Genomic DNA, 24,483 nt, shown 5'->3' with positions numbered 1-24,483 from the left:
CCCGCTGCGAGCGGATTTGTTTGATATGCCGCAAGGTTGACGGGCAGGGCGGCTCCTACCATAGATTCATCTGAAATGAACCTTATGGAGGAGGCGCATGAAATCAGTCCACAGGCTCTGGCGTTGGCTGGGGCTTATCTTTATCCTGTCATTCGGGATACTGGGTTTTCTCGGCTACCAGATCCATCTGCAGGCGCCACCCATTCCCAAGGCCGTGATGTCGTCCGAGGGCGAGCCGCTCTACACGGGCGAGCAAATCCAGGCCGGGCAACAGGCCTGGCTGTCCGCCGGTGGCCAGCAGATCGGTACCGTCTGGGGCCATGGCGCCTACGTGGCGCCGGACTGGTCGGCTGACTGGCTGCATCGTGAAGCGCTGGCGCTGCGGGAGTTGCTGCTTGAGCAGCGCGGTGCAGGACTGGTCGGCGCGCAGTCTGCTTCTACTGCATCCCCGTCCACTTCATCCGCAGCGGCCCTCGATGCAGCAGTGCGCGATGCAATGCGCCGTAACGGCTACGATGCGACCACCCAGGTACTGACCGTCTCCCGCCAGCGGGCGCAGGCCATCCGTGCCACGGCCGCGCATTACGAGGGCCTGTTCGGCAACGACCCGGCGCTGCAGCCACTGCGCGAACAATACGCCATGGTGGCCGGCAGCCTGCCCGAGGCCACCGATCGCCGGGCGCTGGGCGCGTTCTTCTTCTGGTCTTCCTGGGCTGCTGCGGCTGACCGCCCCGGTGAAACCGGTCTTTCCTATACCAGCAACTGGCCGCACGAGCCGCTGGTGGGCAACAAGATGAGCGTGTCCGCCGCCATGTGGTCCATGGCCAGCATCGTACTGCTCATTGCCGGGATTGCCGCCATGGTGTGGTTCCATGGCGGCCAGAAGCACGCAGAGCAGAGCGTGTTGCCCAAGGTCGATCCCTTCCTCGATGTCGTCGCCACGCCGTCCATGAAGGCCACGCGCAAATACTTCTTTGCCGTCATCGGCCTGCTCCTGCTGCAGATCGGCATGGGCGCCATCACGGCCCACTATGCGGTGGAAGGAGAGGGCTTCTTCGGCATCCCGCTGGCGCAACTGCTGCCTTATGTCGTCAGTCGCACGGTCCACACACAGGTGGGCATCTTCTGGATCGCCACGGCGTGGCTGGCCACGGGCCTGTACATCGCGCCACTGCTGTCGGGGCGGGAGCCGCGTTTCCAGAAACTCGGCGTGGATGTGCTGTTCTGGGCGCTGATCGCCATCGTGGTCGGCTCGACCGCTACCGGCTGGATCGGCAGCCTGCAGCACGCCGGTGCCGATTTCAGCTTCTGGATCGGCAACCAGGGCCTTGAATACACCAGCATGGGCCGCCTCTGGCAGATCCTGTTGTTCGCAGGTCTGCTGTTCTGGCTTCTGCTGCTGGGACGCGCGCTGTGGCCGGCATTGAAGACGCCTTCTGAAAGCCGCGGCCTGATCGCCATGGTGTTCCTCTCGGCCACCTGCATCGGCGGCTTCTACGCCAGTTCCCTGATGTGGGGGCAGCATACCCATTACTCGATGATCGAATACTGGCGCTGGTGGCTGGTCCACCTGTGGGTGGAGGGCTTCTTCGAGGTCTTCGCCACCGCCGTGGTCGCCCTGATCTTCACCCGCCTGGGCCTGGTGCAGACTGCCAGCGCCAACCGCGCCATCGTTGCCGAGACCATCGTCTTCCTGTTCGGCGGCATCCTGGGGACCCTGCATCACCTGTACTTCACCGGTACGCCGACCTCGGTGATCGCCGTGGGCGCGGTGTTTTCCGCACTTGAAGTCGTGCCGCTGGCCATGATTGGTCTTGAGGCGGTGCAGACCTATCGGCGCGCCCAGGGGGCCGCCTGGATGCGCGCCTACAAGTGGCCCATCCTGTGTTTCGTGGCGGTCGGCTTCTGGAACACCGTAGGCGCGGGCGTGCTCGGTTTCGCCATCAATCCGCCGGCCTCGCTGTACTACGTACAAGGCCTGAACATGACTCCGGCACATGGTCACGCGGCCCTGTTCGGTGTCTATGGCATGCTGGGCATCGGCCTCATGCTGTTCTGCCTGCGCGGCCTGTATGCACGGGAGCGGCACGCCGATGGCTGGCTCAAGCCCGCCTATCTGTGCCTGAACATCGGCCTGGCGATGATGGTCTTCCTGTCCTTGCTGCCGGCCGGCATCTACCAGGCCTGGGCCAGCATCGACCGGGGCATGTGGTTTGCACGCTCGCCCGAGGTGCTGCATTCCAGGGTCATGGAAACGCTGGTCTGGTTGCGCGTGCCGGGTGATATCGTCTTTGCCGCAGGCGGGCTGATGCTGGCCTGCTACGCCATCGGCCTGCTGCGTCGGCCCGGCCATCGTGGTGCCAGGGATGCCGTGGCGGCCCCTGTGAAACAAGCTTGAGACCTCATCTGGAGCATTGCCCATGAAACTGACCCAGTTCACCGACTACAGCCTGCGCGTACTGATGTACCTGGCCGCGCAGCCAGAGCGGCGCGCCACCATCGCCGAGATCGCCACCAGCTTCGACATCTCCGAAAGTCATTTGACCAAGGTCGTGCATTTCCTCGCGCAGCAGGGCTGGCTGGCTACCATCAGGGGCAAGGGCGGGGGGATGAGCCTGGCGGTGCCGCCGGCCAGGATCGTCATCGGCCAGGTCGTGCGCGCCACCGAAGGGCCGGCCATTCCGGCAGAGTGCTTCGGTCCGCACCCGGATCAATGCGTGATCGTCGACGCCTGCCGGCTCAAGGCGGCGCTCCAGAAGGCGGCCCGGGCCTTTTATGCCGTGCTGGATGAATACACTCTGGCCGACATCACGCGCAACCGCACCGTACTGGCCCAACTACTCCAACTCCCGCCGGTGCGCGCGGCCTGAGTGGCCGCGTCCGGCGTCACCTTTTTCGCTTGCCATGGCCACCATCACAGACGATTTCGTTGCATTCCCTTACGACGGCCCGCGCGAACTGCAAGGGCCGATACAGCAGGCCTTGACGCGCGTGGTGGACCCCGAGCTGTCGCTGTCCATCGTCGATGTCGGACTGATCTACAGCGTGCGCGTGGTCGACGGCGTGGCGCATGTCGAGTTGACGATGACCAGTCCGGCCTGTCCCTTGTCGGAGGTCGTGCTCGATGACGCTCGCGCCGAGTTGCACAAGGTACTCCCCGCCGGTCATGGGCTGGATATCCGACTGGTCTGGGAGCCGCCCTGGGCGCCCACCCGCATGAGCGCCAAGGCGCGCTATTTCATGGGGTGGTGAGATGCCGTCGCAGGTGAAGACGGCGCGCCTTGGTGTTGCGATCGTTCTGCTCTTCTTGCTGGCATGCGCGGGGCTTGGCGGCTTGTTACGGGCCGGCGCGCTGCCGCCATTGCCTTACGTCGACCCACTGATCGGCCGGGCTGCCGGCCAGCACGCCACCTTGATGCTGTCGGTCTTCCTGGGCAGCGTCATCGCCATCGAGCGGGCAGTGGCTGTGCGCCTTCGGTGGGCGTATCTCGCGCCGCTGTGCAGCGTGGCGCATGGCGTGCTGCTTCTGGGTGCCGATGATCAACTGGCGTTCCTGTGGGCGCCTGGGTTTGGCGTGGCGTCGTCGCTGTGTTTCGTGGCGGTCAGCGGGCTGCTGCTGGCGCGTCAGCCGATGGCGCATACGGTGCTGATGTCCATGGCTTCGCTGGCCTGGCTAGGGGGCAATATGGTGTTTGCCTGGCAGCGCGATGCCAACGTTGCGCTGCTCTGGTGGTTCGCCTTCGTGGTGTTGACCATCACGGCTGAACGTCTGGAAATGTCACGTCTCCTGCCCCGACATCCGGTATCGCGTCCTTTATTGCTCTCGACCGTGTTGTGCCTGCTGACGGCTCTGGTCGCGGCACTGGCCGACCTGCGCCAGGGATGGCTGCTCTTCGGCATGGCCTTGCTTGTCCTGGCAGGCTGGCTCGCTGCCTTCGATGTCGCCCGCCGGACTATACGCGCGGGCGGCTTGAGTCGTTACATGGCGGTGTGCCTGCTGAGCGGTTACGGGTGGCTGGCGGTCTCCGGCTTCGGCTGGGTCGGCCTCGGGCTGGCATGGGAAGCTCATCCCGCAGGTGGCCTGGCACTGCGCGATCTCGCGCTGCATGCGCTCGGGCTCGGTTTCATCTGGAGCATGGTCATGGCGCATGCGCCGGTCATCCTGCCGGCAGTCGCCCGCGTGAAGGTGCTGTATGGCCCTTGGTTCTACGGGCCGTTGCTGCTCATGCATGCCTCCTTGCTGTTGCGTTGCGCAGGTGGATGGTGGCACGCCGACCTGCGTGCGTTGGGCGCTTCGCTCAATGCGATTGCCATCACCTCGTTTGCACTGACGATGCTGGTGTCGATACCGGGACAGATGCCGTTTGACGTGCCTCAATTCAATCTCGGCTGCGCGTTCTTACTATGAAGATTCATTCCGCATGAATGTTTATAGGCGCCGACCCCCGACGCCTCATCAAGGAGAACGTCGTGAGATTGAAGATCAGGCAAACACTCATCCCCGCATTGTTCGTACTGGGCCTCGCAGTCACGCTGCCGGCTACGACCGCGACGTCAGCAACCGCGGTTTCGGCCAAGCCGGTCCAGGTCGGCAAGACTGGCAAGCCCGGCGACTTCGGGCCACCGCAGGGCGCACCCATCCGGGCCGTGCTGACCAGCCCGCCGGAAGTGCCGCCGCCTACCAACCGCCATTACCCGGCCAAGGTGATCGTCGATCTGGAAGTGGTGGAGAAGGAAATGCAGATTTCCGAGGGCGTCTCCTATACCTTCTGGACCTTCGGCGGCACCGTGCCCGGCAGCTTCATCCGCGTACGCCAGGGCGATACGGTGGAGTTCCATCTCAAGAACCATCCCGACAGCAAGATGCCGCACAACATCGACCTGCACGGCGTGACTGGTCCCGGTGGCGGCGCCGCCTCCAGCTTTACCGCACCGGGTCACGCGTCGCAGTTCAGCTTCAAGGCGCTCAACGAAGGCCTCTACGTCTATCACTGCGCCACCGCTCCGGTGGGCATGCACGTGGCCAATGGCATGTACGGTCTGATCCTGGTCGAACCCCCGCAGGGCTTGAGCAAGGTTGACCGCGAGTACTACGTCATGCAGGGCGACTTCTACACCACCGGCAAATATCGCGAGAAGGGGGCGCAGCCGTTTGACATGGAAAAGGCCATCGATGAGCGCCCGACCTACGTGCTCTTCAACGGTGCCGAAGGTGCGCTCACCGGCGACAAGGCCATCACCGCCAAGGTCAATGAAACCGTGCGCCTGTTCGTGGGCAACGGTGGTCCCAACCTGGTATCCAGCTTCCACGTGATCGGTGCCATCTTCGACAAGGTGCAATTCGAAGGTGGCTCACTGGCGCAGAAGAATGTGCAGACCACGCTGATCCCGGCCGGCGGCGCCGCCATCGTCGAGTTCCGTACCAAGGTGCCGGGTAGCTACGTGCTGGTCGATCATTCCATCTTCCGGGCCTTCAACAAGGGCGCCTTGGCCATCCTCAAGGTCAATGGCGCCGAGAACAAGGCCATCTATTCCGGCAAGGAACTGGACTCGGTCTACCTGGGCGACCGCGCCCAGCCCAATCTGACCGCCGTGACCACGGCCACCGCCAACGCCGCCAGCGGCAAGCTGACGCTGCAAGACCAGGTGCAGGCCGGCAAGGCCTTGTTCGCCGGCACCTGTTCGGTGTGCCACCAGAGCAATGGCGCAGGCCTGCCGGGCGTGTTTCCGCCGCTGGCCAAGTCCGACTACCTCACCGGTAGCTATGACCGCGCCATCAAGGCCGTGCTGCACGGGCTCAGCGGCAAGGTCGTGGTCAATGGCACTGCCTACGATTCGGTCATGCCGCCGATGAACCAGCTCAATGACGACGAGATCGCCAACATCCTGACCTACGTGGCCAATGAATGGGGTAATCCCGGTGGGCGCGTTTCCACCGAGGAGGTCAGGAAGCTGCGCGCCAGCAAGCCCGGTAGCGCGGCCAAGGCTGACCATTGAGCCACCCGGTGATCGACCCGATGGGGCAGCCGGTGTGCCACTTCATCGCAGCGGCCTGCCTGCTTGCCGCGGCGTGCAGCCTATCCCTGCAAGCCCGGGCGCAGGATGCCACCTACGTGCGGGTGCCGGTCGGCGTCCTGGTCAGTGTCCTGGCGGGGGACGCCGATCGCAGTGCGGCACCGGTGGACGCGTTTGACATGCGCGTCATGCCAGTGACCCAGGACGAATTTCGTGCTTTCGTGATCACCCACCCGCTGTGGCGACGCGGGCAGGCGGTCCGGACGTTTGTCGACGGCGGCTACCTGAAGGACTGGGCCACGCCTGAGCACCCGACGGTGGGTGCCACCAGCGCCCGGCCGGTCGTCAACGTCAGCTGGTTCGCGGCGCAGGCCTATTGCGAAGCCGAGGGCGCGCGCCTGCCGACCTGGCAGGAATGGGAATACGTGGCCGCCGCCGATGCCAGTCGCCACGATGCCCGTGACGACCCGGCGTGGCGCGCCCGCATCCTCAACTGGTACGCACGACCGGTCGCAGCGGACCTGCCGACGTCGGTGGTGCGGCCAACGTCTACGGCGTGCGTGACATGCATGGCCTGATCTGGGAATGGGTGGACGACTTCAACGCGCTGCTGGTCAGCCCGGACAGCCGCTCGGCCGACGACCCGGACAAGCTCCAGTTCTGCGGTGCCGGTGCCATCAACCTGCAGCAGCGCGACAACTACGCCGTGCTGATGCGCATCGCGCTGCTGTCATCCCTGGGCGCCGCCGACAGCACCAGTAGTCTGGGCTTTCGCTGCGTGCGCCCGATTCCATCCAAGGAGAATCCATGAAAATACCCACGTTGCCAGCAACGCTGGCGACCATGACCCTCGTCGTTGCCGCGCTCACTGGCATCACGGCGATGGCTGCTGCGCCGCAGGCCGGTCCCGCGTCAGCGTCTTCAAGCCCGCAGGGAACCGTCGCGGCGGCCTTGCCCGCTGATTCGGTCTACCAGCTCGATGCCCGCCTTACCGATCAGGATGGCAAGTCATTCAACCTGGCGCAAAGGCGCGGCCAGCCGATGCTGGTCGGCATGTTCTATACCTCGTGCGAATTCGTTTGCCCATTGCTGGTGGAGGCGCTGCGCAATACGGAGGCCAGGCTCACGGCGCAGGAGCGCGCCAGGCTGAGCGTGTTGCTGATCACCATCGATCCCGTGCGTGACACGGTGGCTGTGCTCAAGCGCACCGCCAGCCAGCGTGAGATCGAGGCGCCCCACTGGACCCTGGCCCGCAGCGACGCCGCTACCACGCGCAAGCTCGCCGCCGTGTTGGGGCTGCAGTACCGGGCCTTGCCCAATGGCGATTTCAACCACAGCACCGACCTCATCCTGCTGGATGCGGAGGGAAGCGTGGCCGCCCGCACCGCGCAGCTCAGCGGCGTCGATCCGGAATTCCTGAGGAGGGTGAAGCTGAGCGCGCAGTAGTCGCAGTAGTCCTTGGGCGATTCGTGAAAGACGGAGGTGATCAGGCTCCGGCACCATGCAAGGTCGGAGCACAGGGCAAGGCTGTGTCAGGCCGGCAGCGGTGCCGCCCGTTCGCAGGCCAGTACTTGCCGCACGGCGGCGACCACGTAATCGATCTCCGCTTCGGTGGTGCCGCGTCCCAGCGAGAAGCGTACGGCATTGCGCGCCACTTCCGGTGAACGGCCGATGGCCAGCAGCACGAAGGAAGGTGCCGAGGCGGCCGAGTTGCAGGCCGAGCCGGCCGATACCGCGATGCCCAGCAACTGGCTGCCCAGCGTGCCATAGCGCGTGGGCGGGAAGCTCACGTTCAGATTGTGCGGCACGCGCTGTTGGGCGCTGCCGTTGAGCTCTACCCCAGGCAGGTCGGCCAGCCCGGCCCACAGGCGGTCGCGCAGGGCGCGGATGCGCCCCCCTTCTTCCGCCTGCAACTGGCCCGCCAGGGCGAAGGCTTCGCCCATGCCGACGATCTGGTGCGTGGCGAGGGTGCCGGAACGCATGCCGTTTTCATGGCCACCACCATCGATCTGGGCTTCCAGCTTCAGGTCCGGATTGGTGCGCACGTAGAGCGCGCCTATGCCCTTGGGGCCATACACCTTGTGCGCGGAGAAGGACATCAGGTCCACCTTCAGTCGCGTCAGGTCGATATCGATCTTGCCGGCCGCCTGTACCGCATCGACATGGAATATCACGCCATGTTCGGCGCAGATCTCGCCCAGTTCGGCAATGGGCTGGATCACGCCGATCTCGTTGTTGACGTACATGACCGAGGCCAGCAGCGTATCGTCACGCAGGGCGGCGCGGAACTGCCCGGGGGTGACCAGGCCATCGGCGCCGGGCTGCAGATAGGTAACGTCGAAGCCGGCCTTTTCCAGCGTATGCATGGTATCGAGCACGGCCTTGTGCTCGGTGGCCACGGTGATCAGGTGCTTGCCGCGTCCACGGGCGCGCAGGGCGTGGGCGCATCCCTTCAGGGCCAGGTTGTTGGATTCGGTGGCACCGGAGGTCCAGACGATCTCCTCGGCTCGCGCGCCCACCAGATCGGCCACCTGCGCCCGCGCATGATCCACGGCGCGTCGCGCCTCCCAGCCGAAGGGATGGGAGCTGCTGGCGGCATTGCCGAACTTGTCGGTGAGGAAATCGCACATCACCCGTGCCACCTGTGGATCGACCGGCGTGGTCGCGCCGTAGTCGAGATAGATGGGGAATCGCAGATCGGCCGGCGGGCGACAGGGAGCAGGGGAGTTCATGTGGGTGTAGTCGGACTAGTCGGAATAATCGAAGCTCGGGGTTGATCCAGCCGTGCGGCCGGCACATCGTATCCATAAATTAACGCGCCTGGCCGTGCCGGGAAAAGGACTTTGAAGGTATTTGTCTATACGCTTCACGGTTTTTTCCTGGTGGCAATGCCACTGCAGCGAGCGCAATGGAGCCAGCGGCGGCGAGGATTCCCTCGCATTCCCGGTCAACCAGTGCTGGCATACATTTGCTTATACAAAATTATTATACTGAAATAGAATACAGGCAAACCTATAATTCGAAAATCATATGCAAGCACTTTGATCAAGGAAAGCGATTTCGATGGACCTGAACCAGCTGGAGGCATTTGCGGCGGTAATGACCCTGGGTAGTGTGACCGGTGCCGGTCGCAGCCTGGGTCGTTCGCAGCCGGCTGTCAGCAAGGCCGTCGGTGATCTGGAGGCCGAACTGGGCTACGCCCTGTTCGACCGCAATGGCCCGCGGGTGACACCCACCGCCAAGGCCTTCCTGCTCTATGAAGAAGTGGAGCGCTCGCTGGTGGGCCTGCGCAGCATCCGCGAACGTGCCCAGGAAATCGCCCGCGAAGAAGTCCATCCGCTGCACCTGGTAGCGACCCCCGCGCTGGCCTCGACCATTGCGCCGGCCGCCCTGCAGTTGCTGGCCGGCGACAAGGAGCGGGCCTTTCCCGAACACATCCATCTGCGCAGCGCCTCGGCCGAGCAGGTGGTGCACGCCGTCCTGCACCGCACCGTGAGCCTGGGCCTGACCTCGCTGCCGGTGGCCCATCGTGGACTGGAGCTGCACTGGATCGGCGAGGCCCCCTGCGTGGCGGTGGTGCGCGCCGACCATCCGCTGGCCGGGCGCGACAAGCTGACCCGCGCTGCCCTGCGCGGGCAGCGCGTCATCACGATGTCCAATCGCTACCGCCTGCGCCAGCGCGTGGAGAGCGCCCTGGGCGAAGACAGCCAGCTGGACGTGGCCATCGATACCAATACCTCCTTCAACGCCATCATGGCCGCCCGCGCCGGGCTGGGGGTGGCGCTGGTGGAGCCGTCCACGGCCTATGGCATGCCCATCGAGGGGATGGTGGTCAAGCGGCTGGCGGTGGATATCCCTTTCTATTTCGGCGTGGTCACGCCCTATGGCAAGCCGGTCGAGGGGGTCACGCAACGTCTGATCGACGCGGTGGAACAGGCCGCCCGTCATACCCTGCAGGGCTTCGTCAAGCGCGATGCCAGCCTGCATGACGAACTGTTGTAAATGATTTCGCAGTACGCAGTGCCGTAGCAAGCCAGCAGCAGCGTCAACCGGGAAGGGCGTTGCATCATAAAACCCGAAACGAGACGATCGCCCGCCAGTGTGCAGGCGGGGTCTTTTCATGCTTTTGACGAGGCGATATGCAAGATACCGAACCGACATCGACCCTGACCGCCGGCGCGCCCGGCCCGAGCGGGCTGGCTGCCCTGGAGGCGCGTCTGCGCCAGGACCTGGAATGGCTGGCGCTGCCCGGCAAGTCGTGGACCCCGACTCTGCAGCGCGATGGCCAGGCCGTGATCGACGTGGCCATCATCGGCGGTGGCCAGGCTGGCATGGCGGCCTCGGTGGCGCTGTCACACCTGGGCATTCCCAATGTCATCTATGACCAGTCGCCGCGTGACTTCGAAGGCCCCTGGGCCACCACGGCGCGCATGGAAACCCTGCGTTCGCCCAAGACCCTGACCGGCCCGGCCCTGGGCTTTCCCGCGCTGACCTTCCGCGCCTGGTTCGAGGCGCAGTTCGGGCTGGCGGCGTGGGACGCGCTGGACAAGATTCCGCGCCTGCAGTGGATGGATTACCTGCGCTGGTTCCGCCGCGTGATGCAACTGGATATCCGCAACGAGCACCGCGTGCTGGCCGTGCAGCCGCGCGCCGATGGCATCGTCGCATTGAAGCTGCAGTCGCCTGCGGGGGAGTCCACCGTGCTGGCGCGCCGCGTGGTATTGGCCACCGGGCGCGATGGCCTGGGTGGCGCCTACCTGCCGCCGCTGGTGGAACAACTGCCGCGCGACCGCTGGGCACATTCCTCCGACGTATTCGACTACGCCAGCCTCAAGGGCAAGCGCGTGGGCGTGGTCGGCGGCGGCTCCTCGGCCATGGACAGTGCCGCCACCGCCCTGGAAGAGGGGGCAGCCCGCGTCGACCTGCTGATCCGTCGCCGGCAACTGCCGCGCATCAACAAGGGTAAAGGTTCCGGCAATCCGGGCTTGGTCAATGGTCACCTGCACCTGCCGGATGCATGGAAATGGCGCATCCGCCATTACGTCAACGTGCAGCAGGTGCCGCCGCCTTCGGGCAGCACGCGCCGCGTCTCGCGCTTTGCCAATGCGCGCTTCCTGCTGGGCACTGCCATCGAGAAGGTGGACGTCAACAACGACGGTTCGCTGCTGCTGCAGACCAACCGTGGCCCGCTGGAACTGGATTTCCTGTTCTTTTCGACCGGCTTCAAGATCGACTGGAGCATCCGACCCGAATTCAAGGACATCGCGCCGCATATCCTCAACTGGAGTGATCGTTACACGCCGCCCGCCGGTGAGGAAGACCGGGAACTGGCCGATTCTCCCTACCTGGGTCCGGTGTTCGAGTTCCAGCAGAAGACCCCGGGCAGCCTGCCGGGGCTGGAGCGCATCCACTGCTTCTGCTACCCGGCCGCGGCCAGCCAAGGCACGGTATCCGGTGACATTCCCGCCATCAGCGACGGTGCCTATCGCCTGGCGCAGGGCATCGCCGCGCTGATGTACAGCGAAGACGTCGAGTACCACTACCGCAATATCCAGTCCTATGAAGAGCCGGAACTGGAAGGCGACGAGTGGACCGAATCGCCCTGGGAGCTGCCCGCATGAGCGCAGCGATTGCAAAGAGTGTGCTGCAGGCGCTGATGGTGGTGCTGTTGATGACGGTGATCGTCTTCTTCGGCCTGCACATGATCGGCAATCCGGTCGATATCCTGATCGGCCAGGACGTCGACCAGGTGGACCGCCTGCGCATCATCCAGGAGCTGGGGCTGGACCAGCCGGTCTGGCGCCAGTACCTGTCTTTCCTCAATGGCGCCCTGCATGGCAACCTGGGTAACAGCTTCGTCTACAACACCCCGGCCATCATCCTGATCTTCCAGCGCCTGCCGGCCACGCTGGAACTGGCCTTCGCGGCCCTGTTCCTGGCCTTGCTGGTGGGCGTGCCGCTGGGTCTGCTGGCGGGGATGAAGCCTGATCACCCGCTCTCGCGGGTGGTCATGACCACCAGCATCCTGGGCTTTTCACTGCCCACCTTCTGGATCGGCCTGATGCTCATCATGGCCTTCTCGGTCACGCTGGGCTGGCTGCCCTCCGGCGGGCGCGGCCAGACTGCCGAGCTGTTCGGGGTGCAGTGGTCGTGGCTGACGGCGGATGGCTGGCGTCACATGATCCTGCCGGCCATCAACCTGTCGCTGTTCAAGATTTCGCTGGTGATCCGCCTGACCCGCGCCAACGTGCGCGAGGTGCTGCCGATGGACTTCGTCAAGTTCGCCCGTGCCAAGGGCCTCTCGCCGGCGCGAGTGGTGCTGATGTATGTGCTGCGCAATACCCTGATCCCGCTGGTGACCGTGGTCGGCCTGGAGTTCGGTTCCACCATCGCCTTTGCGGTGGTGACCGAGAGCATCTTCGCCTGGCCCGGTGCCGGCAAGCTGATCCTCGATAGCATCAATGCCCTGGACCGGCCCGTGATCGTGGCCTACCTGATGGTGATCGTCTGCATGTTCGTCACCATCAACCTGGTGGTCGACGTGCTCTACAAGATACTGGACCCGCGCGTGCGGGTGGAGGCCAAGGCATGAGCGTGCCGCAGACCGAAATGAGCCCAATGACCCAGGAGCAGGTGCGCGCCCGCGTGGCCGAGCTGTCGGCCTTCCAGGCGCCGCGCCGCGAGTCGCCCTGGCGCCGCGTGCTGCGCCACTTCGTGGCCTCGCGCTCGGCAGTGCTGGGGCTGGTGATCGTGCTGCTCCTGATCGTTGGCGCCATTGCCGCGCCCTGGATCACGCCGCAGAACCCCTATGACCTGATGCAGCTGGACGTGCTCGATGCCCGCCTGCATCCCGGCACCATCAACGGCCTGGGCACCTATACCTACTGGCTGGGCACCGACGGCCAGGGCCGCGACCTGGTCTCGGCCATCCTCTACGGCCTGCGCATCAGCGTGGGCATCGGTGTGGGCTCGGCGCTGATCGCCGGCGTGATCGGCACGCTCGTCGGCCTGCTGGCTGCCTACGCCGGGGGCAAGGTGGACACGGTGCTGATGCGTTTTGCCGATCTGGTGCTGTCCTTTCCGTCGATTCTCGTGGCCATGCTGATCCTGGCCTATGTCGGCAAGGGCATCTTCAACGTCATGGCCACGCTGGTGGTGCTGGAATGGGCCTACTATGCCCGCACCGCCCGGGGCCAGGCGCTGGTGGAACGACGCAAGGAATACGTCGAGGCCGCACGCGGACTGAACCTGTCGTCCTGGCGCATCATGGTGCGCCACATCCTGCCCAACTGCCTGCCGCCGCTGATCGTCATCGGCACCCTGCAGGTGGCCCGTGCCATCACGCTGGAAGCCACGCTGTCCTTCCTCGGCCTGGGTGTTCCCATTACCGAGCCCTCGCTGGGCCTGCTCATCTCCAACGGTTACCAATACATGCTCTCGGGCGAATACTGGATCAGCTTCTATCCCGGCATCACGCTGTTGGTTGTGATCGTCGCCATCAACCTGGTGGGCGACCGCCTGCGCGACATCCTCAATCCAAGGTGGCAGAAATGAGCGCGCTCACGCTGGAAGTGCGCAATCTGCGCACCCATTTCTTCACGCCCGATGGTGTGCTGCCTGCGGTCGATGACGTCTCCCTGTCGGTCGCCCGCGGCCGCATCCTGGGGCTGGTGGGCGAATCGGGCTCGGGCAAGAGCGTGACCGGTTTTTCCATCCTCGGCATGGTCGATGCCCCGGGCCGCATCGTCGGTGGCGAAATCCTGTTCCAGGGACGCGACCTGGTGCGCATGGACAAGACTTCCCTGCGCGAGCTGCAGGGCAATCGTATTGCCATGATCTTCCAGGATCCGATGATGACCTTGAACCCGGTGCTCAAGGTCGAGGCGCAGATGGTCGATGCCGTGCTCGCGCACAGCAAGGTGAGCCGCCAGCAGGCCCGTGAACTGGCCCGCGACACCCTGGGCATGATGGGTATCGCCAGCCCCGAGGAGCGTCTGCAGGCCTATCCGCACCAGTTGTCGGGCGGCATGCGCCAGCGCGTGGCCATTGCCATCGCCATGCTGCACAAGCCCGACCTGATCATTGCCGACGAGCCGACTACCGCGCTGGATGTGACCATCCAGGCGCAGATCCTGTCGGAAGTGCAGAAACTGGCGCGCCAGCATGGCACGGCGCTGATCTGGATCACCCACGACCTGTCGGTAGTGGCCGGTCTGGCCGATGAAGTGGCGGTGATGTATGCCGGACGCATCGTCGAGCAGGGCAGCGTGGAGGTGGTGCTGGATGCGCCGCTGCATCCCTATACCCAGGGCCTGATCGGCAGCCTGCCCAGCAACAACCGGCGCGGTGCACGCTTGCGCCAGATTCCCGGAATGACGCCCAATCTGCTGCACCTGCCCCCGACCTGCGCCTTTGCGGCGCGCTGCGAGCGCGTTAGCCAGCACTGCCTGGAAGCCCCCGGAGTCAGCGAACCGCTGCCGGGCCACCGCGTACGCTGCTACCACCCCACCACCAGCCCAGAGGGCAATGCGCAACATGGATAAGGCCGTCATTCCCCTGATCGAAACCCGCGCCGTCAGCCGTCGCTTCGGTGAGCGCCGCCAGGGCTGGCTGGAGCGCCAGTTGCAGGCACGTGGCTGGAGCCGTCCGCCGGCCGTCACCCACGCCCTCGACCAGGTCGATCTGAAGGTGCTACCCGGCGAAGTGGTGGGGCTGGTCGGCGAGTCCGGTTGCGGCAAGTCCACCCTGGGTCGCGTGGCCTGTGGCCTGCTTGATCCTTCGAATGGACAGGTGCTGGTCAACGGTCGCCAGCGTTCCACGCTGACCAGCAAGGAAGAGGCCGAAGCCCGCCTGCAGGTGCAGATGATCTTCCAGAACCCCTATGCCAGCCTGAACCCGCGCCTGCGCATCGACCAGATCGTGGGCGAGGCCGCGCAGGTCAATGGCAAGGTCGAGGGCGACCTGGATGAGTACGTCTGCCGCCAGTTGCTGCGCGCCGGTCTCGATCCGGCGCTGCGTGACCGCTACCCGCACCAGTTTTCCGGCGGCCAGCGCCAGCGCATCGGCATCGCCCGTGCCCTGGCGGTGCAGCCGCAGATGCTGGTGTGCGATGAGGCCGTGGCGGCGCTGGATGTGTCGATCCAGGCGCAGATCCTGAACCTGTTCATGGACCTGCGCGAAGAACTGGGCCTGACCTATCTCTTCATCAGCCATGACCTGGGCGTGGTGGAGCATGTCTCCGACCGCGTGGTCATCATGTACCTGGGCCGGGTGGTGGAGAGTGCGCCGGTGGGCGAGCTCTTCGGCCAGCCCAACCATCCCTACACGCAAGCCCTGCTGGCCGAGGTGCCGCGCATGGCGGCGCGCAAGAAGGAGTTCACCGCCATCAAGGGTGAGATTCCCAGCCCGCTCAATCCACCCACGGGCTGCCATTTCAATCCGCGCTGCCCGCATGCGATGGCGCGCTGCCGTGAAGAACAACCGCTCCTGCGCGAGATCGCGCCGGGGCATAGCAGTGCCTGCCATCTCAACGATGGCCGCTGAAGCAGATGCAAGAAACTAGAACCGAGCAGTCAAGAACTTGGAAATCCCGTAGTGCCTCCACCATGACCACACAGAGGAACCCGACCATGAAGAAGACCCTCCTGACCCGCCTGCTGGCCATTGCCCTGACCGGCGTGGCCCTGGCCACCGCTGCCGATGCAGCGCGTGCGCAGAACCTCAACATCGCCTTTGCCGACCCGCTGTCGTCGCTGGACCCGCAGCTGAACAACCACGCCGGCGACCGCTCGGTGGACCTGCATTTCTGGGACCTGCTGGTCCAGAACGACTACAACAAGCTGGTCCCCGGCCTGGCCGTGAGCTGGAAGAACATCGACCCCAAGACCTGGGAATTCAAGCTGCGCCCCAACGTCAAGTGGCAGGACGGCAAGCCCTTCACCGCTGACGATGTGATCTTCTCCTACCAGCGCGCCCGCGTCGTGCCGGGCAGCGTGGCGACCTTCGCCGGCTACCTGCGCACGGTCGAATCGGTCACCGCCAAGGATCCGCTGACCCTGGTCATCAAGACCAATATCCCCAACCCCGACCTGCCGCTGAACCTGGCGTCGGTGCACATCGTCAGCAAGCACGTGGGCGAGAAGTCCACCACCGAGAACTACAACAGCGGCGCGGCCATGGTGGGTACCGGCCCCTACAAGTTCGTCGCCTACACCCCGGGCGACCGCGTGGTCATGCAGCGCAACGACGACTACTGGAACGGCAAGGCCCTCTGGGACAAGGTCAACTACCGCTACATCAACAACGGTGCGGCCCGCACGGCGGCGCTGCTCTCCGGAGATGTCGACGTGATCGACAAGGTCTCGGTGTCCGACCTGGCCAAGCTGAAGCAGTCGCCCAACGTCACGGTCTATCCCTACAACGGCCTGCGCGTACTGCTGATCCAGCCGAGCTTCCATGAAGGCCCCAGCCCCTTCATCACCGACAACAACGGCAAGCAGCTGGACAAGAACCCGCTTTTGGACGTGCGCGTGCGTCGCGCCATGTCGCTGGCCATCAACCGCAAGGCCGTGATCGACCGTATCCTGCAGGGCGCGGCCACCGAGGCCAACCAGTGGATGCCGGCCGACACCTTCGGCTATAACCCCGAGATCAAGAACATCCCCTTCGACGCCACCCAGGCCAAGAAGCTGCTGGCCGAGGCCGGTTTCCCGGACGGTTTCAAGCTGACCATCCACGTCCCCAACGACCGTTATCCGCAAGCGCCGGAAACCATGCAGGCCGTGGCCCAGTTCTGGACCCGCATCGGCATCAAGACCCAGGTCGAGGTGCTGCCATGGGCGTCGTATTCCTCGCGTGCCAACAAGAACGAGTTCGCGGTCTCGGTCCTGGCCTGGGGTAACGGCACCGGCGAAGCCAGCTATGCCCTGGTCAACGTGCTGGGCTCGGTCGATCCCAAGAAGGGCATCGGCGCCTCCAACTGGAACCACTACAGCAGCCCGGCCGTGGACAAGGCCCTGGCCGACTCCACCGCGGAATTCGATCCCGCCAAGCGTGAAGCCATCCTGCGTGGCGCCGCCAAGACGGTGTCGGAAGAAGTGGGCGTGATCCCGCTGTATCACTACCAGAACATCTGGGCCGCCAAGAAGGGCCTGAAGGTCACTCCCATCAGCAGCGATCGCACCACCGCCATGATGGTCACCCAGGACAAGAAGTAAGCCCATGCCCAACTTCTCCATCGAGGTCAGCCCGGCCGACGACCTGATCGACGTGCCACGCCGCATCATCGTGCGTGGCGCGCATCCGGGCGAGCCGGTGCGGATTTCATCGGCGACCCTGCGCAATGGCGCCCAGTGGCAGAGCAGCGCCTGCTACATCGCCGATGCGTATGGCAACGTGGATGTGAGCATGAACCCGGCCATCGATGGCGACTACTACGGCATCGATCCGATGGGCCCGCTGTGGTCGCAGCAACCGGTGCAGGCCGGGCGCCGCGACAACTTCCATTCCGATGTGATGGCGCCGCTGGTGACGACGCTGACCGTGTCGTCGCTGGACCAGCCGGGCCTGGCCCGCTGCACCCCGGCCAGCACGGAACTGGTGCAGCGCCTGGCGGCCGAGGGCGTGACCCGGCGCGAGGTGCGTGAGCAGGGGCTGGTCGGCACGCTCTTCCTGCCGGCTACGCCGGGGCCGCACCCTGCGGTGATGATCGTCAACGGTTCCGGCGGCGGCATCAACGAACCGCGCGCGGCGCTGTATGCCTCGCGCGGTTATGCTGCCTTCGCGTTGGCTTACTTCAAGGCGCCAGGGCTGTCCAACTACATCTCCAACACGCCGCTGGAATATTTCGAACGTGGCCTGGACTGGCTGCGTGCCGAGGTACAGCCGCTGCACGACTTCGTGGCCATCAGCGGCCAGTCGCGAGGTGGCGAACTGGTGCTGTTGCTGGGCGCGACCTTTCCGCAGAAGGTATCGGCCGTGCTGGCCTATGTGCCCAGCGCGCTGGTGCACAGCGGTCAGAACGCGGCCGACCCGGCCGTGGGCCGCGAAGGCCCGACCTGGCTGCTGCATGGCGAGCCGCTGCCACACCAGTGGCAGGACAACCGCAGCGCCAGCTGGGCGCCCTTCGACGAAGGCCCGGCACCGCATCGCCATGAACTGGCGATGCTGACCGCCTTGCAGGACGAGGAGGCGGTGGCCCGTGCCCGCATCCCGGTGGAAAAGATCGCCGGCCCGGTGCTGTTGCTGTCGGCCACCGACGATGGTTCCTGGCCCTCCAGCCTCTATTGCAGCATGGTGCGCGACAAGCTGGCCGAGGTGGCGCACCCCTGGCCGGTGGTATGGCGCAATTACGCCAATGCCGGCCATTCCATCCTGTTCCCGTTCGTGCCGACCACGCAGACCACCTATGCCCACCCGGTATCGGGCCGCATCAGCACCGGTGGTGGCGAGCCGGCTGCGAACGCCCGCGCCGATCTCGACTCCTGGCAGCAGGCGCAGCACTTCCTGCGCGACGCGCTGACCAGGCATTCATCCAACAAGGAGACCTCATGAGTACCCCCGCCTACGACATCAGCAAGGATGTCATCGACCAACTGTCCGGCCTCGCCGCCGGCAGCCCGCTGCACAGTCTGCGCCACCAGCGCGAGAAGGTGGCGGTGGCTTCGCAGGGCAGCTACGACACATTGTTCGATCCGGCGCTGGAAGGTATCGGCCTGGACGAGCGCCTGCTGGTGGCGCTGTACGCGTGCCGGCTGGCCGGTGCTACCGACCTGGCCGGGCATTATCGTGCGCGTGCGCAGGCGGTGTCGGCCGCGGCCGCGCAACTGGCCGTGGCCGACGGTGGCGAGCCTGAACAGTTGCCCCAGGGGCGGCTGCGCGCCATGCTGGAATTCACCCGTGCGCTGACGCAGCGCCCGGTCGACGGTGACAAGGCCGCCATCGAGAAGCTGCCGGCGGCCGGCATCAGCACCCCTGCGGTGGTGGCGCTGTCACAGCTGATCGCCTTCGTGTCCTATCAATTGCGCGTGGTCGCGGGCCTGAAGGCCATGCGTGCTGCGGCGGCTCAGTAAGGAGAATCGACATGAGCGACATCATCAAGGCCAACGGCTTTACCAATGAAACCCTGGAGTGGGATGCGTGGCTGGATGTGATCCAGCTGGACCAGGCCAGCGAAGACCAGGTGAAGGTGCTGGAGGAGAGCCATCCCAAGGCGAAGACCTCGGACTATTACCTGTTCCTGGCGCACCAGCCGGACATCCTGCGCCAGCGTTCGGCGGCCTTCAACGCCATCATGTATGCGCCGGGGGGCTTGTCGCGGGCGGAGCGTGAGCTGGGTTCGCTGGTGGTCTCGCGCATCAATGGCTGCGTGTATTGCGCGTCGGTGCATGCGCAGCGTTTCGAGCAGTTGGCCAAGCGCAATGACACGGTGAAGCAGGTGTTCGATTCGCCTTATGGCGCGGGCGTGGATGCGCGTGAGCAGGCGGTGGCGAAGTTTTCTGCGGAGTTGACGGAGGCGTCGGGCGAGGTCGGTGCGGCGCAGATCAAGGCGCTGTATGACGTGGGTCTGTCCGAGCTGGAGGTGCTGGACCTGATCCATTCGGTGGCGATCTTTGCCTGGGCCAATCGCTTGATGCTCAATCTGGGTGAGCCGGTGTTTGCGGACGGGTCCCAGGCTGAGGCCTGAGGTTCATCTTTATTTTTAGGAGGCTGTGATGCTGATTCCCGATCATCTTGTCTATGCCCAGACCCATGAGTGGGTGCGGGTGGAGGAGGACGGTTCGCTGACCATCGGTATTACCGATTTTGGGCAGGAGCAGTTGGGGCCGCTGGTCTATGTTGAGATGCCGGCTGTTGGGCGTTCTTTGGTGCGGGGGGAGGAGTCGGGGATTGTTGAGTCCAACAAGACGGCTTCGGATTTGCATGCGCCTGTTGATGGGGTCGTGCTGGCGGTCAATGAGGCCCTTGTCGAGACGCCTGATGCTGTCAATGATGTGCCCTATGAACAGTGGATCTTCAAGCTGCAGCCGGCTGTGGCGTTTTCTTCTGAGGGGTTTTTGGATGCTCAGGGGTATTTGAAGCTGGTTTCCTGATTTGTTGTTTGTTGTTTGTTGCTGGGGCTTGGGTAGTCTGCACGGAATTTCTTCCTCCGCCCTGGCTTAATTCCTATCTTTCTCCGGTCGCAGGGGAGCGCCGGGGGCGGCCCGGCAGCCGCTCACTTTCTTTGGCCCGCCAAAGAAAGTAAGCAAAGAAAACGGCCCCCAAGAGCCAGCCCTCCTGCGGAGGGTTCCCGCCGGAGTGAAGCCGCAAGTGGGAAAAATAGAGTCGCTTCGCTCCCACTATTTTTCTGATCCACTTGCGGCTTCACTCCGGCGGCTGGCTCCCAAGGGGGAAAGCGTGACCGGCTCGCCTTCGGCCTCGCGGAGGGCTCGCCTTCGGCTTCGTAGGGGGAGGCTGCACTTGCCGCTGCCGTTGGGGCGCTGCGGGTGCTTTTTCTCTCTTGATTTTCACATCTGTTCGACTGAGTAGGGCCGTATCGGGATACTCCGCCAGCATTAAGTTTTGATTAATGCACCTACCAAGATCATTAAATCCGTGGCATTCCGAAGCCGGAGGCGAGCCCTCCGCGAGGCCGAAGGCGAGCCGGATCGGCTGTCCGCTTCTGGCCCGCCGCGTTGGTCACCACGAGAACGGATCAGGAAAATAGTGGGAGCGAAGCGACTCTATTTTTCCCGTTCTCGTGGTGACCAACGTGGGGACCCTCCGAAGGAGGGCGGGGCAGTAGCGGTCGCCTTCTTTTGCTTACTTTTCTTGGCGAAGCAAGAAAAGTGAGCGGCTGCCGGGCCGCCCCCGGCGCTCCGTTCCGCCCGGAGAAAGATAGAAATTAAGCCAGGGCGGAGGAAGAAATTCCGTGCAGACTACCCAGAAGTTCGCAGACTACCCAGAAGTTAAAAGACAGAGCCGGCAAAAAAGCTCAGCCATAAAAACCAGCCATCCCCCGATACTCCCCCAACCACTTCGCAAACAGCAAAGCCTCCGCCCCCGCCTGCGGAGAAATCCCCAGGTAATAAGGCGCCAAGGCCATCCGCAAATCAGGCAGCGGACACACCAGCCGCCCCGAACGCAGATCATTGTCCGCCAGCGACACTGGCGACAACGCCAGCCCCAGCCCATCCACCACCGCCTGCAATACAAAATGCACGTGATCGAAATACAGCATCGCCTGCCCCCGCGACCGCTTCAAGCCCGCCAGCCTGCGCCAGTCCTCCCAGTCATTGCGCCGACTGCGCGACAGCAACAGCGTATGCCGCCCGATGCCCGCCACACCCTCCAGCGGCATTGACTTCAACAAAGCAGGCGAAGCCACCAGCACCAGCTCGTCCTCCATGAAACGCTGAACCTTCAAACTCTCCGGCCAATTGGTCTCACCCCGCCGCACCGCGATATCGAAGGAAGACCCGGCCCGGCCCACCGCCGCCGTGCTGGTCACCACCTGCGGCGCAATGCCCGGATAACGCTCCACGAAATCGGAAAGATGCGGAATCAGCCAGCGCACCGCAAAGGACGGCCGCACATTGATCACCACCGTGCGGGTAGGGGCGTCGCGCATCACGCGGCGCGCCGCCGTGGCCAGGATGTCCAGCGCCGGGCTGGCTTCCTCGAAGAACTGGCGGCCACGCTCGGTCAGCAATACCTGGCGCACGCGGCGCTCGAAGAGCGGCATGCCCAGGTAGTCTTCGAGATTCTTGATCTGGCGACTGATGGCGCCATGGGTGACATTGAGCTCGTGCGCGGCCAGCGTGAAACTCTGATGGCGGGCCGCCGCCAGGAAGGCCCGGATGGCGTTGAGCGGAAGGGAAAGGTCGGCCATGCGTCAGATTTTATCACGCATGTCCGGAATTAATATCGTTTGTCAGTGCCGCCGCAGGCGGCGCATCATCAGGCCCATGACCACGCCAGACCTCCGCCAGGCCGATCTCGATTCGCGCCACGCCGCCATGTCGCTGTCGGCCGCCTTGCCCTGCGACATTGTTCTCTACCTCCTGCTGCCGATGTATGCCGACCAGTTCCACGTGAGCCTGGCCGAGGCCGGGGTGCTGCTGGCGGCCAACCGGCTGGTGCGCATCGCCGGCTATCGCTGGGTGGCGGCCTTCTATGCCAGACGCGGTGATCGACCCACCTGCACCCTGGCGGTGTGCGCGGCGATCCTGTGTGCGCTGGGCTATACGGTGGCCAGCGGTTTCTGGGCGCTGCTGCCGCTGCGGCTGCTGTGGGGCATGGCGTTTGCCGGGCTCAACCTGTCGACCCAGGCCATGTCGACCGCCAATCCGCAAGGCGCGGCGCGGCGCTCCGGGCGCTCGCGCGGGGTGATCGCCATCGGCCCGATGCTGTGGTTGCCCACGGCGGCCTTGCTGGCCGCGCATGTCGGGCCGCGCACGGTGTTCCTGCTGGTGGCCTGCACTGCCGTGCTGGGCCTGCTGGCCGCGCGCCGCTTGCCGGCCCATGGTTACGCACCCCCGCAGCCACGCCGCTGGAAGCTGCCCAATGCGCTGGACTGGTGGTCTTTCCTGGAAGGGCTGACGCTGGACGGGCTGTTCATCGTCGGGCTGGCCTACATGAGCAAGCAATCCTTCGGCGCCGATGGCGAGTTGGTGGCCGGGGTGCTGATGGCGCTGCGCTATGCCGGGGAGATCGTATTGAGTCCGCTGGGCGGGTGGCTGGCCGAGCGTTTCGGTGCGGTGAAGGTGCTGGTGACGCTGTCGCTGGCGACCTGCGTGGCATTGGTGGGGTTCGGGGGCGGGCTGCTGTGGCTGTTCGCCGGGCTGATCGTGATCCTGCGCGCCTTGCAACTGCCGCTGCTGGCGCCCATCGTGGCGGCCCGCACGCCCCCGGCACAACGGGTGCATGCCCTGGCCGGGCGGGCCATCTGGCGCGATATCGGGGCCGGCATGGGGCCGATGATGGCGGGGCTGCTGTTGCCGGTGATGTCTTCGCTCTGGCTGTATGGCCTGGCGGCTGCAGCGCTGGCTGTGGCGGCGCTGGCCTGCGGCCGGGAACCGGCGCCGTTGCACAAGCCCTCGGCCGCGCCCTAGTCGGGCCGGCTTATGCGCCCAGCGGATATCGATGCGTTGATCGCTTCGTTCACAGCCGCGCAGCGCTTCGCTAGCATTGGGCTCCTTGTCCTTCGACCCGGAGTCCGCATGCAAGACCATCACATCTACCAGGAACTCGGCAGCTTCGCGCTGGAACCCCTGCAACCGGCCGAGCGCAAGCTGATCGGCACGGTCTTCCTGTTCGGCCTGGCCTTGCTGGGTGTGCTGTACCTGCTGCAGCGCTGCCTGCCACTGGGCGCTTGACGCCCACATGACCGACGGCAGGGCTCAGGACTGCTGGCAGTCGCTCAGCATTTCCGCCTGCGAGATATTGCTGGCCGGTGGCACGCTGTGGGTGAGCCAGACATTGCCGCCGATGACCGAGCCGCGGCCGATGGTGATGCGTCCCAGCAGGGTGGCACCGGCATAGACCACCACGTCGTCCTCGACGATGGGGTGGCGCGGGATCCCCTTGACCAGAGAACCATCCGGCTCCTGCGGGAAGCGCTTGGCGCCCAGCGTCACCGCCTGGTACAGGCGCACGTTGCGTCCGATGATGGTGGTTTCGCCGATCACCACGCCGGTGCCGTGGTCGATGAAGAAGCTGGGGCCGATCTGCGCCGCCGGGTGGATGTCGATGCCGGTGGCCGAGTGCGCGATGTCGGCGATCAGGCGCGCCAGCAAGGGGGCGCCCAACTGGTGCAGGGCATGGGCCAGCCGGTGGTAGATGATGGCCGTGGTGCCGGGATAGCAGAGCAGGATTTCCGAAATGCTGGAGGCCGCCGGGTCGCCGTGGTAGGCCGCCTGGATATCGCTGACCAGCACGTCGCGAATGTCGGGCAACTGGTGCGCGAACTCACGCGTGATCACGGCAGCGCGCTCGCGCAGCAGCGCGTCTTCTTCACTGTCGCTGCTGAAATAGAGGCTGCGGCGGACTTGTTCCTTCAGGATGCACAGCGCCGCATTCAATTGACTCCCGACGAAGTAATCGATGGTCTCGTCCGACAGGTCGGTGTGGCCGTAATGCGTGGGGAACAGCGCCGCCTGCAGGTGCGCCAGCAGCGTCTTCATCGCCTCGCGTGAAGGTAATTCGCGGATTTCGCCACGATAGCGGATCTTGTGGGTCACTTCGCGTGAGGTACGCAGCCCGGCCACTACGGCAGACAGGCCCATCCCGGCCGATTCGGCCAGGGCGTTCAATTCGGGGGTATGTGAAGTATCCATCCCGGCATGCTATCAAAAATGCAGGCAGCGCGTCGGCGGGCTGTTCCAGCGCGGGCGGGGAGGAAATTGTCGGATCTGCAAGGGGCTGGCACCGCATGCCGTCGGGCAGGGACCAGTGGAAGGGAGGGAGTGGGTAACCGGGAGAGCGATTCGC

General features: G+C 65.0%; 22 protein-coding genes and 1 pseudogene. 20 read left to right on the top strand and 3 right to left on the bottom strand.

Translation table 11 applies throughout. The annotated features are described in order from the left end of the window. Positions 1-97: 97 nt before the first annotated feature. The 7 genes and pseudogenes from I5R65_RS05390 (at position 98) to I5R65_RS05360 (ending at position 7,461) form a co-directional block, all read left to right on the top strand. A complete protein-coding gene (locus I5R65_RS05390; protein WP_180667261.1) occupies positions 98-2,398 on the top strand; it encodes a nitric-oxide reductase large subunit in 2,301 nt (766 codons plus the stop codon). 22 nt (positions 2,399-2,420) lie between these two features. After that, positions 2,421-2,870: an Rrf2 family transcriptional regulator gene (locus I5R65_RS05385; RefSeq protein ID WP_180667263.1), complete on the top strand. Its 450-nt coding sequence runs from the start codon at positions 2,421-2,423 to the stop codon at positions 2,868-2,870. Between the two features lie 34 nt (positions 2,871-2,904). Continuing rightward, the gene (locus I5R65_RS05380; protein WP_180667265.1) at positions 2,905-3,252 is read left to right on the top strand and encodes a metal-sulfur cluster assembly factor; all 348 of its coding nucleotides are present in this window, start codon (positions 2,905-2,907) and stop codon (positions 3,250-3,252) included. A gap of 1 nt (position 3,253) precedes the next feature. Next, positions 3,254-4,408, top strand: coding sequence for a hypothetical protein (locus I5R65_RS05375; protein WP_180667267.1), 1,155 nt, complete (start codon positions 3,254-3,256; stop codon positions 4,406-4,408). Positions 4,409-4,476: 68 nt separating this feature from the next. Next, the gene (nirK, locus tag I5R65_RS05370) at positions 4,477-5,997 is read left to right on the top strand and encodes a copper-containing nitrite reductase (protein WP_196872155.1); all 1,521 of its coding nucleotides are present in this window, start codon (positions 4,477-4,479) and stop codon (positions 5,995-5,997) included. Positions 5,998-6,017: 20 nt separating this feature from the next. After that, positions 6,018-6,826 (top strand): annotated as a pseudogene (locus I5R65_RS05365) (formylglycine-generating enzyme family protein). Then, on the top strand, positions 6,823-7,461 hold the full coding sequence (locus I5R65_RS05360; RefSeq protein WP_180667271.1) for an SCO family protein: 639 nt from the start codon (positions 6,823-6,825) through the stop codon (positions 7,459-7,461). Before I5R65_RS05365 ends, I5R65_RS05360 begins: the two are co-directional and overlap by 4 nt. Positions 7,462-7,547: 86 nt before the next feature. Here I5R65_RS05360 and I5R65_RS05355 read toward each other — a convergent pair whose 3' ends face one another. Further along, positions 7,548-8,747: an aminotransferase class V-fold PLP-dependent enzyme gene (locus I5R65_RS05355; RefSeq protein WP_180667273.1), complete on the bottom strand. Its 1,200-nt coding sequence runs from the start codon at positions 8,745-8,747 to the stop codon at positions 7,548-7,550. Positions 8,748-9,078: 331 nt separating this feature from the next. Here I5R65_RS05355 and I5R65_RS05350 point away from each other — a divergent pair, with 331 nt between their 5' ends. The 11 genes from I5R65_RS05350 (at position 9,079) to gcvH (ending at position 20,105) form a co-directional block, all read left to right on the top strand. Beyond that, positions 9,079-10,017 (top strand): LysR family transcriptional regulator, encoded by a 939-nt coding sequence (locus tag I5R65_RS05350; protein ID WP_180667275.1) that lies wholly within the window; start codon positions 9,079-9,081, stop codon positions 10,015-10,017. Positions 10,018-10,154: 137 nt separating this feature from the next. Continuing rightward, positions 10,155-11,636 (top strand): NAD(P)-binding domain-containing protein, encoded by a 1,482-nt coding sequence (locus I5R65_RS05345; RefSeq protein WP_180667277.1) that lies wholly within the window; start codon positions 10,155-10,157, stop codon positions 11,634-11,636. After that, positions 11,633-12,607, top strand: a complete 975-nt coding sequence (locus tag I5R65_RS05340) for an ABC transporter permease (RefSeq protein ID WP_180667279.1) — start codon at positions 11,633-11,635, stop codon at positions 12,605-12,607. The genes I5R65_RS05345 and I5R65_RS05340 overlap by 4 nt, the downstream gene beginning before the upstream one ends. Positions 12,608-12,624: 17 nt before the next feature. Continuing rightward, entirely contained in the window at positions 12,625-13,569 is a 945-nt protein-coding gene (locus I5R65_RS05335) for an ABC transporter permease (protein WP_370460929.1), read from the top strand. Beyond that, complete coding sequence (locus I5R65_RS05330) at positions 13,566-14,558, top strand: ABC transporter ATP-binding protein (protein ID WP_180667283.1); 993 nt, start codon at positions 13,566-13,568, stop codon at positions 14,556-14,558. The genes I5R65_RS05335 and I5R65_RS05330 overlap by 4 nt, the downstream gene beginning before the upstream one ends. Continuing rightward, on the top strand, positions 14,551-15,558 hold the full coding sequence (locus I5R65_RS05325; RefSeq protein ID WP_180667681.1) for an ABC transporter ATP-binding protein: 1,008 nt from the start codon (positions 14,551-14,553) through the stop codon (positions 15,556-15,558). The genes I5R65_RS05330 and I5R65_RS05325 overlap by 8 nt, the downstream gene beginning before the upstream one ends. A gap of 86 nt (positions 15,559-15,644) precedes the next feature. After that, positions 15,645-17,231 (top strand): ABC transporter substrate-binding protein, encoded by a 1,587-nt coding sequence (locus I5R65_RS05320; protein ID WP_180667285.1) that lies wholly within the window; start codon positions 15,645-15,647, stop codon positions 17,229-17,231. A 4-nt stretch (positions 17,232-17,235) separates the two neighbouring features. Then, the gene (locus I5R65_RS05315; protein WP_180667287.1) at positions 17,236-18,567 is read left to right on the top strand and encodes an acyl-CoA thioester hydrolase/BAAT C-terminal domain-containing protein; all 1,332 of its coding nucleotides are present in this window, start codon (positions 17,236-17,238) and stop codon (positions 18,565-18,567) included. Then, positions 18,564-19,085, top strand: coding sequence for a CMD domain protein (locus I5R65_RS05310; RefSeq protein ID WP_180667289.1), 522 nt, complete (start codon positions 18,564-18,566; stop codon positions 19,083-19,085). The genes I5R65_RS05315 and I5R65_RS05310 overlap by 4 nt, the downstream gene beginning before the upstream one ends. Before the next feature lie 11 nt (positions 19,086-19,096). Then, on the top strand, positions 19,097-19,699 hold the full coding sequence (locus I5R65_RS05305) for a peroxidase-related enzyme (RefSeq protein WP_180667291.1): 603 nt from the start codon (positions 19,097-19,099) through the stop codon (positions 19,697-19,699). Between the two features lie 28 nt (positions 19,700-19,727). Next, positions 19,728-20,105: a glycine cleavage system protein GcvH gene (gene gcvH, locus I5R65_RS05300; protein ID WP_180667293.1), complete on the top strand. Its 378-nt coding sequence runs from the start codon at positions 19,728-19,730 to the stop codon at positions 20,103-20,105. An 881-nt stretch (positions 20,106-20,986) separates the two neighbouring features. Here gcvH and I5R65_RS05295 read toward each other — a convergent pair. After that, positions 20,987-21,883, bottom strand: coding sequence for a LysR substrate-binding domain-containing protein (locus tag I5R65_RS05295; protein WP_006462500.1), 897 nt, complete (start codon positions 21,881-21,883; stop codon positions 20,987-20,989). 76 nt (positions 21,884-21,959) lie between these two features. Between I5R65_RS05295 and I5R65_RS05290 the strand changes: the two genes are divergently transcribed. After that, complete coding sequence (locus I5R65_RS05290) at positions 21,960-23,105, top strand: MFS transporter (RefSeq protein WP_180667295.1); 1,146 nt, start codon at positions 21,960-21,962, stop codon at positions 23,103-23,105. 108 nt (positions 23,106-23,213) lie between these two features. Continuing rightward, on the top strand, positions 23,214-23,369 hold the full coding sequence (locus tag I5R65_RS05285) for a hypothetical protein (RefSeq protein ID WP_180667297.1): 156 nt from the start codon (positions 23,214-23,216) through the stop codon (positions 23,367-23,369). A 24-nt stretch (positions 23,370-23,393) separates the two neighbouring features. Here the strand turns inward: I5R65_RS05285 and epsC are convergent, their stop codons facing one another. Further along, positions 23,394-24,329, bottom strand: coding sequence for a serine O-acetyltransferase EpsC (epsC, locus tag I5R65_RS05280; protein WP_180667299.1), 936 nt, complete (start codon positions 24,327-24,329; stop codon positions 23,394-23,396). Positions 24,330-24,483: the final 154 nt, after the last annotated feature.

The organism is Herbaspirillum sp. AP02 (assembly GCF_015767275.1).
Lineage (GTDB): Bacteria > Pseudomonadota > Gammaproteobacteria > Burkholderiales > Burkholderiaceae_D > Herbaspirillum.
This window is presented reverse-complemented; position numbering and strand designations above follow the sequence as displayed.